The sequence below is a fragment of the Enterobacter sp. A103 genome, assembly GCF_034427535.1.
Lineage (GTDB): Bacteria > Pseudomonadota > Gammaproteobacteria > Enterobacterales > Enterobacteriaceae > Enterobacter > Enterobacter asburiae_B.
The window spans coordinates 15,762-32,336 of sequence record NZ_JAXQPQ010000010.1; the positions used below are offsets into that span (position 1 = coordinate 15,762).

At 55.7% G+C, this 16,575-nt stretch carries 14 protein-coding genes; 10 read left to right on the top strand and 4 right to left on the bottom strand.

Features of this window, described 5'->3' with window-relative positions:
• Positions 1 to 12 precede the first annotated feature (12 nt).
• Positions 13 to 1,362 carry a lysine-sensitive aspartokinase 3 gene (gene lysC, locus SPH27_RS19475; RefSeq protein ID WP_023309996.1) on the bottom strand — a complete coding sequence of 450 codons (1,350 nt, stop codon included), beginning with the start codon at positions 1,360 to 1,362 and terminating at the stop codon, positions 13 to 15.
• Between the two features lie 374 nt (positions 1,363 to 1,736).
• Here lysC and pgi point away from each other — a divergent pair, with 374 nt between their 5' ends.
• The 6 genes from pgi (at position 1,737) to psiE (ending at position 8,068) form a co-directional block, all read left to right on the top strand.
• Positions 1,737 to 3,386, top strand: coding sequence for a glucose-6-phosphate isomerase (gene pgi / locus SPH27_RS19480; RefSeq protein ID WP_048977787.1), 1,650 nt, complete (start codon positions 1,737 to 1,739; stop codon positions 3,384 to 3,386).
• Between the two features lie 367 nt (positions 3,387 to 3,753).
• Positions 3,754 to 3,996: an exopolysaccharide production protein YjbE gene (gene yjbE / locus SPH27_RS19485; protein WP_008503423.1), complete on the top strand. Its 243-nt coding sequence runs from the start codon at positions 3,754 to 3,756 to the stop codon at positions 3,994 to 3,996.
• Positions 3,997 to 4,059: 63 nt separating this feature from the next.
• Entirely contained in the window at positions 4,060 to 4,698 is a 639-nt protein-coding gene (locus SPH27_RS19490; protein ID WP_047059420.1) for a YjbF family lipoprotein, read from the top strand.
• A complete protein-coding gene (locus SPH27_RS19495) occupies positions 4,695 to 5,432 on the top strand; it encodes a capsule biosynthesis GfcC D2 domain-containing protein (protein ID WP_182072251.1) in 738 nt (245 codons plus the stop codon). Before SPH27_RS19490 ends, SPH27_RS19495 begins: the two co-directional genes overlap by 4 nt.
• Positions 5,432 to 7,528, top strand: a complete 2,097-nt coding sequence (locus SPH27_RS19500; RefSeq protein ID WP_039264160.1) for a YjbH domain-containing protein — start codon at positions 5,432 to 5,434, stop codon at positions 7,526 to 7,528. Before SPH27_RS19495 ends, SPH27_RS19500 begins: the two co-directional genes overlap by 1 nt.
• A 129-nt stretch (positions 7,529 to 7,657) precedes the next feature.
• Entirely contained in the window at positions 7,658 to 8,068 is a 411-nt protein-coding gene (psiE, locus tag SPH27_RS19505; RefSeq protein WP_000202963.1) for a phosphate-starvation-inducible protein PsiE, read from the top strand.
• Positions 8,069 to 8,166: 98 nt separating this feature from the next.
• Here psiE and malG read toward each other — a convergent pair whose 3' ends face one another.
• The 3 genes from malG to malE all read right to left on the bottom strand — a co-directional run bounded on the left by malG (position 8,167) and on the right by malE (position 11,932).
• A complete protein-coding gene (malG, locus tag SPH27_RS19510; protein WP_023310002.1) occupies positions 8,167 to 9,057 on the bottom strand; it encodes a maltose ABC transporter permease MalG in 891 nt (296 codons plus the stop codon).
• A 14-nt stretch (positions 9,058 to 9,071) separates the two neighbouring features.
• The gene (gene malF / locus SPH27_RS19515) at positions 9,072 to 10,616 is read right to left on the bottom strand and encodes a maltose ABC transporter permease MalF (RefSeq protein WP_029740622.1); all 1,545 of its coding nucleotides are present in this window, start codon (positions 10,614 to 10,616) and stop codon (positions 9,072 to 9,074) included.
• Between the two features lie 125 nt (positions 10,617 to 10,741).
• A complete protein-coding gene (gene malE, locus SPH27_RS19520; RefSeq protein WP_033144384.1) occupies positions 10,742 to 11,932 on the bottom strand; it encodes a maltose/maltodextrin ABC transporter substrate-binding protein MalE in 1,191 nt (396 codons plus the stop codon).
• Between the two features lie 370 nt (positions 11,933 to 12,302).
• Here malE and malK point away from each other — a divergent pair, with 370 nt between their 5' ends.
• The 4 genes from malK to ubiC all read left to right on the top strand — a co-directional run bounded on the left by malK (position 12,303) and on the right by ubiC (position 16,566).
• Positions 12,303 to 13,412 (top strand): maltose/maltodextrin ABC transporter ATP-binding protein MalK, encoded by a 1,110-nt coding sequence (gene malK, locus SPH27_RS19525; protein ID WP_023310005.1) that lies wholly within the window; start codon positions 12,303 to 12,305, stop codon positions 13,410 to 13,412.
• A 71-nt stretch (positions 13,413 to 13,483) separates the two neighbouring features.
• The gene (locus tag SPH27_RS19530) at positions 13,484 to 14,821 is read left to right on the top strand and encodes a maltoporin (RefSeq protein WP_072210885.1); all 1,338 of its coding nucleotides are present in this window, start codon (positions 13,484 to 13,486) and stop codon (positions 14,819 to 14,821) included.
• 113 nt (positions 14,822 to 14,934) lie between these two features.
• A complete protein-coding gene (gene malM / locus SPH27_RS19535; RefSeq protein ID WP_048979406.1) occupies positions 14,935 to 15,888 on the top strand; it encodes a maltose operon protein MalM in 954 nt (317 codons plus the stop codon).
• 180 nt (positions 15,889 to 16,068) lie between these two features.
• A complete protein-coding gene (gene ubiC / locus SPH27_RS19540) occupies positions 16,069 to 16,566 on the top strand; it encodes a chorismate lyase (RefSeq protein WP_023334136.1) in 498 nt (165 codons plus the stop codon).
• Positions 16,567 to 16,575: the final 9 nt, after the last annotated feature.

The window sequence follows — 16,575 nt, forward strand, 5'->3', positions numbered from 1 at the left end:
TGCTAACGAATTTTATTCAAACAAATTCTGATGAAGTTTCTGCACGACCTGCTCGGCCTGATCGGCAGGCACCAGGAAGCAGAGGTTGTAGCTGGATGCGCCGTAGCAGATCATGCGGATGCTGAACGGGTCGAGCACGCCGAACACCTCTTTACCCACGCCGCAGGCGCGTGACAGCTTGTTGCCGATGATGGCAACCAGCGCCAGGTCTTCTTCTACTTCCACGCGGCACAGCTCAGACAGCTCAATCAGCAGCGACTGCGTCAGCAGCGTGTCGCCGGTGGAGGTCGAGCCGGTGGTGTCCAGCGTTAGCGCAATGCTCACTTCAGAGGTGGTGATCAGATCCACCGAAATATTGTGGCGCGCCAGAATGCCAAACACTTCCGCCAGGAAACCGCGTGAATGCAGCATATTGTGGCTGTGGAGCGTCACCAGCGTCTGGCGACGGCGCAGGGCCAGGGCGCGGAACAGAGGTGGGTTTTCCGTTTTCTTGCAGACCAGCGTCCCGCCCGCTTTCGGATCTTTGCTGGAGCCGACGAAGACCGGAATATCGCTGCGTACGGCCGGCAGCAGCGTTGCCGGGTGCAGCACTTTCGCACCGAAGGTGGCCATTTCAGCCGCTTCTTCAAAGGCGATCACATCAATACGTTTAGCCGCAGAAACGACGCGCGGGTCGGTGGTGTAAATGCCCGGAACGTCCGTCCAGATATCCACGCGCGTTGCATGCAGGGCTTCGCCCAGCAGCGCGGCGGTGTAGTCGCTGCCGCCGCGGCCAAGCGTGGTGGTGCGGCCTTTCGCTTCACTGCCGATAAAGCCCTGGGTAATCACGATACCGTCTGCCAGGCGTGGTGCCAGCTGCTGATTGGTCAGCTCCGCCAGCGCCTCAACGTCCGGCTCGGCGCGGCCAAAGCGATCGCTGGTACGCATCACTTTACGCACGTCAAACCACTGCGCCTGAACGTTACGCTCGCGCATGATTTCAACAAACAGCAGGGTAGACATCAGCTCGCCGTGGCTGACCAGTTCGTCGGTCAGGGCGGTGGAGGTAGCCAGAGACGCCGCTTCTGCCAGAGTGGTGATATTTTCCAGCAGACGTTCCACTTCCTCGCGGATGACGTTTGGGTTCTGCAGACGTTCAAGGATGTCGAACTGAATTTTGCGCAGTGCATCCAGCTTCACGAAACGTTCTGTCGCTTCCAGTCCTTCAGACAGAGAAACCAGCAGGTTCGTCACGCCGGCGGAGGCAGACAGCACCACCAGGCGGGTATTCGGATCGGCCAGCACCACATCGGCGCTGCGGTTCATGGCATCGTAATCGGCCACACTGGTGCCGCCAAATTTGGCGACCACAAAACTCGTCATAACAACCTCGTGTCAGGGAATGAATAAGCGACCTTGGCACAAGAGTGAAACGAAAACAGGTGCAGGCGCAAAATACGGCCCTATAAATAAAATGCGGGGGAGGTCCTGTCAATGCTGGGATTATGCGGATTTTTTATGGGGGGGTACCCCTGAGAAACAGGACTTATAACAGCGCCAGATTTTATGCTCCGTTTTAGGGCTTTTTGACCGACATTTCGCCGCCCCGGGAGGGCGCTTCAGCAGCTATACTTTTCGGGTCTTTTCACCTGTGTTTGATGCAGGCCAGGGCAATGGCATAAAAACCATCACAATTTTTATTTGCAGGCGCTACAATCGACCGCAGTCACAATTCTCAAATCAGAAGAGTATTGCTAATGAAAAACATCAACCCAACGCAGACCGCTGCCTGGCAGGCACTCCAGAAACATTTTGATGAAATGAAAGACGTCACCATCGCGGATCTGTTCGCGAAAGATGCCGATCGTTTCTCTAAGTTCTCCGCAACCTTCGACGACCTGATGCTGGTGGATTTCTCCAAAAACCGCATTACCGAAGAAACGCTGGCAAAACTGCAGGATCTGGCGAAAGAGACTGAGCTTGCCGACGCCATCAAATCCATGTTCTCCGGCGAGAAGATCAACCGTACCGAAGACCGTGCCGTGCTCCACGTGGCCCTGCGTAACCGTAGCAATACGCCAATCATCGTTGACGGCAAAGACGTCATGCCGGAAGTGAACGCGGTGCTGGAAAAGATGAAAACCTTCTCCGAAGCGATCATCTCCGGTAGCTGGAAAGGCTACACCGGCAAAGCGATCACCGACGTGGTTAACATCGGTATCGGCGGTTCTGACCTCGGCCCGTTCATGGTGACCGAAGCGCTGCGCCCGTATAAAAACCACCTCAATATGCACTTTGTGTCTAACGTCGATGGTACCCACATCGCCGAAGTGCTGAAGAACGTGAACCCGGAAACCACCCTGTTCCTGGTTGCGTCCAAAACCTTCACCACTCAGGAAACCATGACCAACGCCCACAGCGCGCGCGACTGGTTCCTGAAAACCGCGGGCGACAACAAGCACGTGGCGAAACACTTCGCGGCGCTGTCTACCAACGGCAAAGCGGTCAGCGAGTTCGGCATTGATACCGCGAACATGTTCGAGTTCTGGGACTGGGTTGGCGGCCGCTACTCCCTGTGGTCTGCGATCGGTCTGTCCATCATCCTGTCCGTGGGCTTCGACAACTTCGTCGAGCTGCTCTCCGGCGCGCACGCGATGGACAAACACTTCTCCACCACCGCACCAGAGAAAAACCTGCCGGTACTGCTGGCGCTGATCGGTATCTGGTACAACAACTTCTTCGGCGCTGAGACCGAAGCGATCCTGCCATACGACCAGTACATGCACCGCTTCGCAGCCTACTTCCAGCAGGGCAACATGGAATCCAACGGTAAGTACGTTGACCGTAACGGCAACGCGGTGGATTACCAGACTGGCCCAATCATCTGGGGCGAGCCGGGCACCAACGGCCAGCATGCCTTCTACCAGCTGATCCACCAGGGCACCAAAATGGTACCGTGCGATTTCATCGCCCCGGCTATCACCCATAACCCGCTGTCCGACCACCATCCGAAGCTGCTGTCCAACTTCTTTGCGCAGACCGAAGCGCTGGCGTTCGGTAAATCCCGCGAAGTGGTTGAGCAGGAATACCGTGACCAGGGTAAAGATCCGGCAACCCTGGATCACGTGGTGCCGTTCAAAGTGTTCGAAGGCAACCGCCCAACCAACTCCATCCTGCTGCGCGAAATTACGCCGTTCAGCCTGGGCGCGCTGATTGCCCTGTACGAGCACAAGATCTTCACGCAGGGCGCCATCCTGAACATCTTCACCTTTGACCAGTGGGGCGTTGAGCTGGGCAAACAGCTGGCAAACCGTATTCTGCCAGAGCTGGGTGACGATAAAGCGATTGCCAGCCATGACAGCTCGACAAATGGTTTGATCAACCGTTATAAAGCCTGGCGTGCGTAATTAAAGCGTCATGAAAACGTGCCGGCTTAATGCCGGCATTTTTTTATCGGATAATTCCTGATGTCTGTTAGTTAACTCAAATTCTGAATCTGAGTTTAATCCGAAAAGGACGCTTAACCCGTTAATTGCTGCGGTTTATTTTAAGAAAATACGTAGTGGTTCATTAATATTGATATATTATAACTTATTGATTTTTATTAATTATATATTTGTGTTATTTGCCTTTTATTTCCATTTTAACCATTAGTCCGAAAACCCTCTCCCTATTTCCCCTTACGGCAAACCCACGGCACTAGTTGTGTATACTCGATTCCGCCTGAAATTCTTTTCGGGCAAATCTCCATTCATTCATTGAAGGGAAATTGTTATGAAGAAAGTACTGTATGGCATTTTTGCCATATCTGCGCTTGCGGCGACATCTGTCTATGCAGCTCCGGTTCAGGTCGGGGAAGCGGCAGGTTCGGCTGCGACGTCTGCGTCTGCGGGAAGTTCTACCGCAGCCAGCGCCAGCACCGTAAGTTCAGCCGTGGGTGTCGCGCTGGCGGCAACCGGTGGCGGTGATGGCTCCAATACCGGAACCACGACCACCACGACAACCAGCACCCAGTAGTAGCGGGTGTTTTAATCATAACCACACTTCGGTGTGGTTATTTCGCCCCTTCGGAGAAGAGTCGTGAAGCGACCTGCAATCATTCTGATTTGCCTGCTGCTGCAGGCGTGCTCGGCCACCACCAAAGGGCTGGGAAACTCACTGTGGGAAAGCATGTTCGGCACACCGGGCGTGCATTTGACCGATGACGAACTTCAAAACATGCCCTATGCCAGTCAGTACATGCAGCTAAACGATGGCCCGCAGCTGTTTGTGGTGCTCGCTTTCGATGAAAACGGGCAGCAGAAATGGGTGACGCAGGATCAGGCCACCATCGTGACGCAGCATGGTCGTATCGTGAAAACCCTGTTGGGCGGCGACAACCTGCTGGAGGTGAATAACATCGCTGCCGATCCGCTGATCAAGCCGAACCAGATCGCCGACGGCGCAAGCTGGACGCGCACGATGGGCTGGACCGAACATAAGCAGGTGCGTTACGCCACGGCACGCTCGACCTTCCGCTGGGACGGCACGGACAGCGTGAAAGTCGGCAGCGACGAAACGCAGGTTCGCGTGCTGGATGAAGAAGTCACCACCGACCAGGCCACCTGGCACAACCGCTTCTGGATCGACGAGGAAGGGCAGATCCGCCAGTCCCTGCAGTATCTTGGTGCCGGATTCTTCCCGGTGAAAACCACCCTGATCAAGGCGGCGAAATCATGAAAACGCTCATCCACGTTGCGCTTCTCGCCAGCCTTGCCGCACCGCTGGCATGGTCCGCAGGGACGGTGAAGGTCTACACGCCGGACAGTGAAAAACCCAAAACCTTAACCCACGCTGAGCATCTGCTCGATCTCGTCGGACAGCCAAGGCTCGCCAACAGCTGGTGGCCGGGGGCAGTGATCGCTGAGCGGCAGAAGACGGCTGAAGCGGAACAACAGCACAAGGCGCTTCTTGCCAGGCTGACGGGATTAGCGGAGCAGGAAGATGGCGACGACGCGGCGGCGATTAACAGCGTTCGCCAGCAGCTGCAGGCGCTGAAGGTGACGGGCCGTCAGAACGTGAACCTTGATCCCGACGAAGTGCGCGTCACGGAAAAGGGAAATCCCACGCTTGAAGGGGAGTATACGCTCTGGCTGCCGGAGAAGCCGACGACGGTGACCGTAGTGGGGCTTATCAGCAGCCCGGGTAAAAAGCCCTTTACGCCCGGTCGTGACGTGGCGAGCTACCTCGACGAGCAGAGCCTGCTGAGCGGTGCCGATAACAGCTACGCCTGGGTGGTTTACCCAGACGGGCACACACAAAAAGCCCCCGTCGCTTACTGGAATAAACGGCATATCGAACCTATGCCGGGCAGCATCATTTTTGTCGGTTTTGCCGACCATTTCTGGACGAAGGCGTATGACGGGCTTAACGCCGATATCCTTCACTCCCTGATTCAGCGGATACCGGAATAATGAAAAGAACCTATCTCTACAGCATGCTGGCGCTCTGCGTGAGTGCCGCCTGCCATGCAGAAACGTATCCGGCACCCATTGGCCCGTCTCAGTCAGACTTCGGCGGTGTCGGTTTACTGCAAACGCCCACCGCGCGGATGGCGCGCGAAGGCGAAATTAGCCTTAACTACCGTGATAACGACCAGTATCGCTACTACTCCGCCTCGGTGCAGCTGTTCCCGTGGCTTGAAACCACGCTGCGCTATACCGACGTGCGTACGAAACAATACAGCAGCGTAGAGGCGTTCTCCGGCGATCAGACCTACAAAGATAAAGCCTTCGACGTCAAGCTGCGCCTGTGGGAAGAGAGCTACTGGATGCCGCAGGTGTCCGTGGGCGCCAAAGATATCGGTGGTACCGGTCTGTTTGATGCGGAATACATCGTGGCCAGTAAAGCCTGGGGGCCGTTCGACTTCTCGCTCGGTCTGGGATGGGGCTATCTCGGCACCAGCGGAAACGTGAAAAACCCGTTTTGCTCCTACAGCGATAAATACTGCTACCGCGATAACAGCTATAAGAAAGCGGGCTCCATCAACGGAGACCAGATGTTCCACGGTCCGGCATCGCTGTTTGGCGGCGTGGAGTATCAAACGCCCTGGCAGCCATTGCGCCTGAAGCTGGAATATGAGGGGAATGACTACTCGCAGGACTTCGCCGGAAAGATTGAGCAGAAGAGCAAGTTTAACGTCGGCGCCATTTATCGCGTCACCGACTGGGCCGACGTTAACCTCAGCTACGAGCGCGGCAATACGGTGATGTTTGGCTTCACGCTGCGCACCAACTTTAACGACATGCGGCCGCACTACAATGATAACGCGCGCCCTGCATACCAGCCGGAGCCGCAGGATGCGATTCTGCAGCACTCCGTGGTGGCAAACCAGCTGACGCTGCTGAAATACAATGCCGGCCTGGCGGATCCGAAAATTCAGGTGAAAGGCGATACGCTGTACGTGACCGGCGAGCAGGTGAAATACCGCGACTCGCGCGAAGGGATCGAACGCGCTAACCGGATCGTTATGAACGATCTGCCGGAGGGGATCCGCACGATCCGCGTGACGGAGAACCGTCTCAACCTGCCGCAGGTCACAACCGAAACGGACGTTGCCAGCCTCAAGCGCCATCTGGAAGGCGAGCCGCTAGGGCATGAAACCGAGCTGGTGCAAAAACGCGTAGAGCCGATCGTGCCGGAAACCACCGAGCAGGGCTGGTATATCGACAAATCGCGCTTCGATTTCCATATCGATCCGGTGCTGAACCAGTCCGTGGGCGGGCCTGAAAACTTCTACATGTATCAGCTGGGCGTCATGGCGACGGCGGATCTGTGGCTCACCGACCACCTGCTGACCACCGGCAGCCTGTTCGGCAACATCGCCAATAACTACGACAAGTTCAACTACACCAACCCGCCAAAAGACTCGGCGCTGCCGCGCGTGCGTACCCGCGTGCGTGAGTACGTACAAAACGATGCCTACGTGAATAACCTGCAGGCCAACTACTTCCAGTACTTCGGCAACGGCTTCTACGGCCAGGTGTACGGCGGGTATCTGGAAACCATGTACGGCGGCGCGGGGGCGGAAGTGCTTTATCGTCCTGTCGACAGCAACTGGGCGTTCGGGGTGGATGCCAACTACGTCAAACAGCGTGACTGGCGCAGCGCGCAGGACATGATGAAATTCACCGACTACAGCGTCAAAACGGGCCATCTGACCGCTTACTGGACGCCGTCGTTCGCACCTGACGTGCTGGTGAAAGCCAGCGTCGGCCAGTACCTGGCGGGCGATAAGGGCGGCACGCTCGATATCTCTAAACACTTCGACAGCGGCGTCGTGGTGGGTGGCTACGCCACTATCACCAACGTTTCGCCGGACGAGTACGGGGAAGGGGACTTCACCAAAGGGGTCTACGTGTCGATTCCGCTGGATCTGTTCTCGTCAGGCCCAACCCGCAGCCGTGCGGCAGTGGGCTGGACGCCGCTGACGCGTGACGGGGGTCAGCAGCTTGGACGTAAGTTCCAGCTGTATGACATGACGAGCGATAAGAACATTAACTTCCGCTGATGCCCCTCACCCTCTCCCCTAAGGGGAGAGGGGAATCCTCTCCATTGCGTCAAACATAAACAAAAAATATAGATCCCCGTCACATTTTTGCGTTATACAGGAACCTCGCCCTGGAGAATGAGGTGCTGTATGACATCCCTGACTCGCCCGCGCGTTGAGTTTATCTCAACGATCCTCCAGACCGTGCTGAACCTCGGTCTGTTGAGCCTTGGCCTGATACTGGTCGTCTTTTTGGGTAAAGAGACGGTGCATCTTGCGGATGTACTGTTCGCCCCTGAACAAACCAGCAAATATGCGCTGGTGGAAGGCCTGGTGGTCTACTTTCTCTACTTTGAATTTATCGCCCTGATTGTGAAGTACTTTCAGTCCGGCTTTCACTTCCCGCTGCGTTATTTTGTCTACATTGGGATCACTGCGATAGTGCGGCTGATCATCGTCGATCATAAGTCCCCGCTCGACGTGCTGATCTACTCGGCGGCGATCCTGCTGCTGGTGATCACCCTCTGGCTGTGCAACTCGAAGCGGCTGAAACGCGAATAAAAAAAATGGCGCTCCGAAGAGCGCCTAACAACAGTCACAAGTTGGGTCAATACAATACGTCTAAAGTTGAGGGTTGCAGTGGCATAACAAAATGAAACTTAACCTTTCACACCGCCCGCCGTCAGGCCGTTGACCAGCCAGCGCTGCGCCAGCAGGAACACCACGGTAATCGGGATGGCGGAAAGTACGGCCGCCGCGGCAAAGTCGCCCCACAGGTAGTTTTGCGGGTTGAGGTATTGCTGCATACCTACGGCCAGGGTGTAGCTGTTCACATCACGCAGTAACAGTGAGGCAACCGGTACTTCGGTGATCGCAGCGATAAACGACAGAATAAACACTACCGCCAGAATCGGCACCGACAGCGGCAGCAGCACCAGGCGGAACGCCTGCCACGGGGTTGCGCCATCCAGCGCGGCCGCTTCTTCCAGCGAGCCGTCGATGGTTTCGAAATAGCCTTTAATGGTCCATACATGCAGTGCGATACCGCCAAGATAGGCGAAGATCACGCCGCCGTGGGTGTTCAGGCCGATAAACGGTACGTACTGGCCCAGACGGTCAAACAGGGCATACAACGCCACCAGCGACAGCACGGCGGGGAACATCTGGAAAATCAGCATCCCTTTCAGCAGCGTCGCTTTGCCCGGGAAACGCATGCGGGCGAAGGCATAAGCACAGGTGGTGGAAAGCGCCACGATACCAATGGCGGTAATGCCTGCGATTTTCACCGAGTTCCACAGCCACAGCAGGACCGGGAACGGCGGCGGCGTGACGCGGCCATCCGCGTGTTCCACGCTGAAGCCCAGCGCGAGCTTCCAGTGCTCCCAGGAGATTTCGTCCGGGATCAGGCTCCCTGTCGCGAAGTTACCCGAACGCAGGGAGATGGCGATAACCATCAGCAGCGGGAACATGATCGCCGCGATGAAAATCAGCAGGCCTAAGTGCGTCGCCAGGAGGCGCAACTTTTGAGATTTGGGTTGTACCATTGCCATGATTGATGCCCTCCTTAATCAAATTTCATACGTGTGGCTTTCAGGTTCACAATCGCCAGAGCGCCTACCAGCAGGAAGATCAGGGTGGCAATCGCCGCCGCCAGACCGAAGTCCTGGCCGCCGCCGCCTTCGAAGGCGATACGGTAGGTGTAGCTCACGAGCAGGTCGGTATAGCCTGCTGGCGTCGTGGTGCCAAGGCGGTCCGGGCCGCCGTTGGTCAACAGCTGAATCAGCACGAAGTTGTTAAAGTTAAAGGCGAAGCTGGCAATCATCAGCGGCGTCAGCGGCTTAATGAGCAGCGGCAGCGTAATTTTAAAGAAGTTCTGGAACGGGCCAGCGCCGTCCATCGCCGAGGCTTCGTACAGATCGTCCGGGATAGCCTTCAGCAGGCCCATGCACAGGATCATCATGTACGGATAACCGAGCCAGGTGTTCACGATGATAATCATCGAGCGAGCGGTGGTCGGGTCGCTGAACCAGGCCGGTTTGATGCCGAACAGGGCGCTCAGCATCATGTTGATTTCACCGAAGCTCTGGTTAAACAGCCCTTTGAAAATCAGAATCGAGATAAACGACGGTACGGCATACGGCAGGATCAGCAGCACGCGGTAAATCGCTTTGCCTTTCAGGGATTCCCACTGGACCAGACAGGCCAGCACCATGCCCACGGCCACGGTCAGGATCACCGTCAGCACCGAGAAGACCACCGTCCAGACGAAGATGGCGAAGAACGGTTTCTGAATGCCTTCGTCGGTAAACACGCGGGTAAAGTTGTCCCAGCCGATGGTGACGGTATAGCCCGGGCTGAGCTTGTCATCACCCCATTTGCCGTCGGCAGTAATGGACTGATAGAAACCAATGTCGTTATTCGGACGATATTTCACGCCGCTCTGGTTGTTGGTCAGCGTGCCGTCGTCCGCCAGGGTATACAGCGGCTGCGTGCCGGAGAACTGGCGCAGCGAGCTCATGGTCACCTTGCTTTCGTCTGGCAGCACGGCGGTGAGCTGTGTCAGCGCCTGACGGTTCTGGGTAATAACGCGCAGGTTGGCACGTTCACCTTCCGGCAGGGCCTGTGCCTCTTTTAAGGCCAGCTTCTGCTCGCCGCCAAATTTGAACGCGTCGGAGACATAGTATTTGCTGCTTGCTTCGTCAGTAAGCGCTAACTTCCACTCGTTACCGGCAGGATACAGGCCGAAGTTAAAGGTCTTGCCTGCCTGATATGAGCGATCCAGCAGGACCTGCTGCGCGCGTTCCTGCGCAAGCTGGTTGGTGCTGCTGTAGTTGGTAAACGCAATGGCGATGGTACAAATCAGCGGGAACAGGACAAACAGCCCCATCCCGGCCACGCCCGGGTAAACATAGCGCCAGGCATAGGCTTTACGATTAGCGAAAATATACAGGCCAGCAGAGCTTAAAATCAGCGTCATGATGGCAAACAGATATTCCCCTTGTACGTACATTAAAACAACAAGGTAACCCACCAGCAGACACAGCAGACCGATCGCTGACCACTTCAGCGCGTCGCTTTGCCACCAGCGTTTCTTTTTAATGACATCCATGGGGTTTTTCCTCTACAACGTTTGATCTTTTCTCCCTCTCCTGGGGGAGAGGGCCGGGGTGAGGGCGTGCGGATAGCGCCAACCCTTACCCTAACCCTCTCCCGAAGGGAGAGGGGACTACGTCATTACTTAGTAATACGACCCTGAGCATCTTTCAGCGCGGCATCGACAGTCTGACGACCGCTTGCAGCGTTGATGACCGCGGTACGCGTGGCGTACCAGAACGCAGCCATCTGTGGGATGTTCGGCATGATTTCGCCTTTCTGGGCGTTATCCATGGTGGCCGCGATACGTGGGTCTTTCGCCAGCTGATCCTGGAAGGATTTCAGCGCGACGGCGCCCAGCGGTTTGTCCTTGTTCACTTCATCCAGACCCTGATCGGTCAGCAGGTAGTTTTCCAGGAACTCTTTCGCCAGCTCTTTGTTCGGGCTGGCGGCGTTGATGCCCGCGCTCAGCACGCCAACGAACGGTTTAGACGGCTTGCCTTTGAAGGTTGGCAGCAGCGTCACGCCGTAGTTGACTTTGCTCTTGTCGATGTTGGTCCAGGCCCACGGACCGTTGATGGTCATCGCGGTTTCGCCTTTGTTGAACGCCGCTTCCGCGATGGAGTAGTCGGTATCCGCGTTCATGTGTTTGTTCTTGATCAGATCAACCAGGAAGGTCAGACCCGCTTTCGCGCCAGCGTTGTCCACGCCCACGTCTTTCACGTCATATTTGCCGTTTTCAAACTTGAACGCGTAACCGCCGTCGGCAGCAATCAGCGGCCAGGTGAAGTACGGCTCTTGCAGGTTGAACATCAGCGCGGATTTACCTTTCGCCTTCAGCTCTTTATCCAGTTTCGGGATCTCTTCCCAGGTTTTCGGTGGGTTTGGTACCAGGTCTTTGTTGTAAATCAGAGACAGGGCTTCAACGGCGATAGGGTAAGCGATCAGCTTGCCGTTATAGCGAACGGCATCCCAGGTGAACGGGAACAGTTTGTCCTGGAAGGCTTTATCTGGCGTCACTTCTGCCAGCAGGCCAGACTGCGCGTAACCCCCGAAACGGTCATGCGCCCAGAAGATGATGTCCGGGCCGTCGCCGGTTGCTGCAACCTGCGGGAACTTCTCTTCCAGCTTGTCAGGGTGTTCTACGGTAACTTTGATGCCGGTATCTTTTTCGAATTTTTTGCCCACTTCGGCCAGGCCGTTATAGCCCTTGTCGCCGTTAATCCAGATAACCAGTTTGCCTTCTTCAATTTTGGCGAGCGCCGGTGCGGAAACCATCATTGCTGCAAGGGCGGACAATGCGAAAACGCGTGCGCCAGTCTTGATATTCATATCTGCCATCCTTTTTGGTGATGTGCTCGTGGATACATAAGGTGGTTCAACGTGACTCAGTCTCCTTATTTGACATCCTCTTTCCATCCTCCCAACCCCTACGCCCCACCCCCCGTTTGTGTGATCTCCGTTGCATAAATTTAAGTTATGAGTGCTGGCGCACATAAAAACCCACCGAATTTTGCAGGCGGCTTCACGAATTTTGCCGCAGCACGCCCACGGCGGTCGCAGAGCCTGCTCCCTCATCCTCCCGCCTCCTCCCCCATAAAAAAGGCGGGGGGTGGAGGATTCGGGAAAGTAATGGATACCCCATAGTGAACTTATCTTGAATGTTTCTGTCGGTGACAGGTTGTAACGAAGGGAGAAGGGCATGGCGAGCGTACAGCTGCGTAATGTAACGAAAGCCTGGGGTGACGTTGTGGTGTCGAAAGACATCAATCTGGACATCAACGAAGGCGAATTCGTGGTGTTTGTTGGCCCATCAGGCTGCGGTAAATCTACTCTGCTGCGTATGATTGCCGGTCTTGAAACGATTACCAGCGGCGACCTGCTGATTGGTGATACCCGAATGAACGACATCCCGCCTGCCGAACGTGGCGTCGGTATGGTGTTCCAGTCTTATGCACTCTATCCACACCTTTCCGTTGCCGAAAATATGTCCTTTGGCCTGAAGCTGGCCGGCGCGAAGAAAGAGGTCATTAACCAGCGCGTGACGCAGGTGGCGGAAGTGTTACAGCTGGCCCACCTGCTGGAGCGTAAACCAAAAGCGCTTTCCGGTGGTCAGCGTCAGCGTGTGGCGATTGGCCGTACGCTGGTGGCCGAACCGCGCGTGTTCCTGCTCGATGAACCTCTCTCTAACCTGGATGCCGCCCTGCGCGTCCAGATGCGTATTGAAATCTCCCGTCTGCACAAGCGTCTTGGCCGCACGATGATTTACGTCACCCACGATCAGGTGGAAGCGATGACCCTCGCCGACAAAATCGTGGTGCTGGATGCCGGCCGCGTGGCGCAGGTGGGTAAACCGCTGGAGCTGTACCACTACCCGGCAGACCGCTTTGTTGCGGGCTTCATTGGCTCGCCAAAGATGAACTTCCTGCCCGTCAAAGTGACCGCGACAGCCATTGAACAGGTACAGGTGGAGCTGCCAAACCGCCAGCAGGTCTGGCTGCCGGTCGACAGCGCCAACGTACAGGTCGGGGCAAACATGTCCCTCGGTATTCGTCCTGAGCACCTGCTGCCGAGCCACATCGCTGATGTGACCCTGGAAGGTGACGTTCAGGTCGTCGAACAGCTTGGTCACGAAACACAGATTCATATCCAGATCCCCGCCATCCGTCAGAACCTGGTCTACCGCCAGAACGACGTGGTGTTGGTAGAAGAGGGTGCCACATTCGCTATCGGCTTGCCGCCAGAGCGTTGCCATCTGTTCCGTGAGGATGGCACTGCATGTCGTCGGTTGCACAAAGAGCCAGGCGTTTAAGCAATCCCAAAAGAAGACACGAAACCGACAGGTGAAGTGTTCAAAGAAAAGCAATGATCTCAGGAGATAGAATGATGATTACTCTGCGCAAACTTCCTCTGGCAGTTGCCGTCGCAGCGGGCGTAATGTCTGCTCAGGCAATGGCCGTGGATTTCCATGGTTATGCTCGTTCCGGTATCGGCTGGACGGGTAGTGGCGGCGAACAACAGTGCTTCCAGGCAACCGGTGCTCAAAGTAAATACCGTCTGGGTAACGAATGTGAAACCTATGCGGAACTGAAACTGGGCCAGGAAGTGTGGAAAGAAGGCGATAAGAGCTTCTACTTCGACACCAACGTTGCGTATTCCGTGGCGCAACAGAACGACTGGGAGGCCACTGACCCGGCGTTCCGTGAAGCCAACGTGCAGGGTAAAAACCTGATTGAGTGGCTGCCAGGTTCGACTATCTGGGCCGGTAAGCGCTTCTATCAGCGTCATGACGTCCACATGATCGACTTCTACTACTGGGATATTTCAGGTCCTGGTGCAGGTCTTGAAAACATCGACGTAGGTTTTGGTAAGCTCTCTCTGGCTGCAACCCGTTCTTCTGAAGCCGGCGGTTCTTCATCCTTCGCCAGCAACAGCGTTTATGACTACACCACTCGCACGGCGAATGATGTCTTTGACGTGCGTTTAGCCCAGATGGAAATTAACCCGGGCGGTACCCTGGAGCTGGGGGCTGATTACGGCCGTGCAAACCCACGTGATGATTATCACCTGATCGACGGCGCATCTAAAGATGGCTGGATGTTCACCGCTGAACACACGCAGAGCATGCTGAAAGGCTACAACAAATTTGTTCTGCAATATGCAACTGACTCTATGACCTCTCAGGGTAAAGGTCTGTCGCAAGGTTCGAACATTGGCACCACTGACGATATCAACTACGGCATCAACAACAACGGGCACCTGTGGCGCGTACTTGACCACGGTGCTATCTCGCTGGGCGATAGCTGGGATCTGATGTACGTCGGTATGTACCAGGATATCAACTGGGATAACAACAACGGTACTAAATGGTGGACCGTAGGCGTTCGTCCTATGTACAAATGGACGCCTATCATGAGCACTCTGCTTGAAGTGGGCTACGACAACGTCAAATCTCAGGAAACTGGCGAAACCAACAACCAGTATAAAATCACCCTGGCACAACAGTGGCAGGCTGGCGACAGCATCTGGTCACGTCCAGCAATCCGCGTCTTCGCCACCTATGCCAAGTGGGATGAGAAATGGGGTTATGCGCCTTCAGGTAAAAACTCCGTTGCGGGTTACACCCCAGGCATGGCCTATAGCGATACCACTGCGAAAAGCTTCAGCCGCGGCGACAACGATGAGTGGTCCTTCGGCGCCCAGATGGAAATCTGGTGGTAATCCCGTCTTAACCTGACGTAATGACCAAACTGAGGGGCGCAAGCCCCTCAATCCTTGGGACGGCGCGCTATTGCCTGGCTACCGCTGAACCTGTGCATTTTGAGGTGATAACAATGAAAATGAACAAAACTCTCCTTGCCCTTTGTTTAACCGCAGGGCTGCTGGCAAGCGCGCCTGCTGTAACGCTCGCTAACGTCAATTTCGTTCCGCAAAACACAACATCCGCGCCAGCCATTCCGACAGCGGCATTGCAACAGCTTGTCTGGACCCCTGTCGATCAGTCTAAAACCCAGACCACCCAGCTCTCAACGGCTGGTCAGTCACTTAATGTTCCGGGTATTACCGGCCCTGTCGCTGCGTATAGCGTACCCGCCAATATTGGTGAACTGGCCATTACCTTGACCAGTGAAGTTAATAAGCAGACGAGTGTATTTGCACCAAACGTGTTAATTCTCGATCAGAACATGACGCCATCTGCCTTTTTCCCAAGTGAATACTTTACGTATCAGGAGCCCGGCGTGATGAGCGCCGACCGTCTGGAAGGCGTCATGCGCCTTACGCCAGCGCTGGGCCAGCAAAAACTCTACGTTCTGGTCTTTACCACTGAGCAAGATCTTCAGAAGACCACCACGTTGCTCGATCCGGCTAAAGCCTACGCAAAAGGTACCGGTAACGCGATTCCTGATATTCCAGACCCGATTGCTCGTCACGTCACCGACGGAACGTTAAAGCTGAAGGTGAAAACGAACAGCGGTTCAAGCGTGCTGGTCGGCCCGCTGTTTGGCTCTTCCGGTTCCGGCCCTGTCACTGTAGGTAACACAGCAGCTCCTGCCTATACCGCGCCAGCTGCCACGGCAGCCGCACCGGTAGCGACCGCAACTCCTGCCCCGGCGAAGAAAGCCGAGCCGGTACTGAACGACACCGAAGAGTACTTCAACAACGCCATTAAGCAGGCGGTGAAGCGCGGCGATGTCGATAAGGCGCTGAAACTGCTTGATGAAGCCGAACGTTTAGGTTCAACCACTGCCCGTTCCACCTTTATCAGCAGTGTAAAAGGCAAGGGGTAACCGTTTCCCCACAGTGCTGATTTGTTAGTAGTTTGGTGCGCCTGAGTGGGCGCACTTTTTTTCGTATCCGCCAGGCTGTTGCGCCCATGTTGCGATCGTGATCGTTAAATAACGTTTGGCCCCCCTCAATCCGTGTTTCTGCGATACAATGCCATTACGTTATGTATCGGAGAGTCTGGCATGTCACACCCTGCGCTAACGCAACTGCGTGCGCTGCGCTATTTCGACCAAATACCTGCGCTTGATCCGCAGCAACTGGACTGGCTGTTGCTGGAAGATTCCATGACGAAACGTTTTGAGCAACAGGGTAAAACGGTCACGGTGACCCTGATTCAGGAAGGGTTTGTCTCTGGCGATGAGATCGCCAGCGAGCTGCCGCTGCTGCCGCAAGAGCCACGCTACTGGCTGCGCGAAATTTTACTCTGTGCTGATGGTGAGCCGTGGCTTGCCGGGCGGACGGTGGTCCCCGAGTCCACCCTTTCCGGGCCAGAGCTCGCGCTGCAACGTCTGGGGAAAACGCCGCTGGGGCGCTACCTTTTCACCTCGTCTGAGCTTACCCGGGATTTCATTGAGATTGGTCGTGATGCCGAACTCTGGGGGCGTCGTTCCCGCCTTCGCCTGAGCGGTAAACCGTTAATTCTGACGGAGCTTTTTTTACCGGCATCACCGTTGTACTAAGAGGAAGAA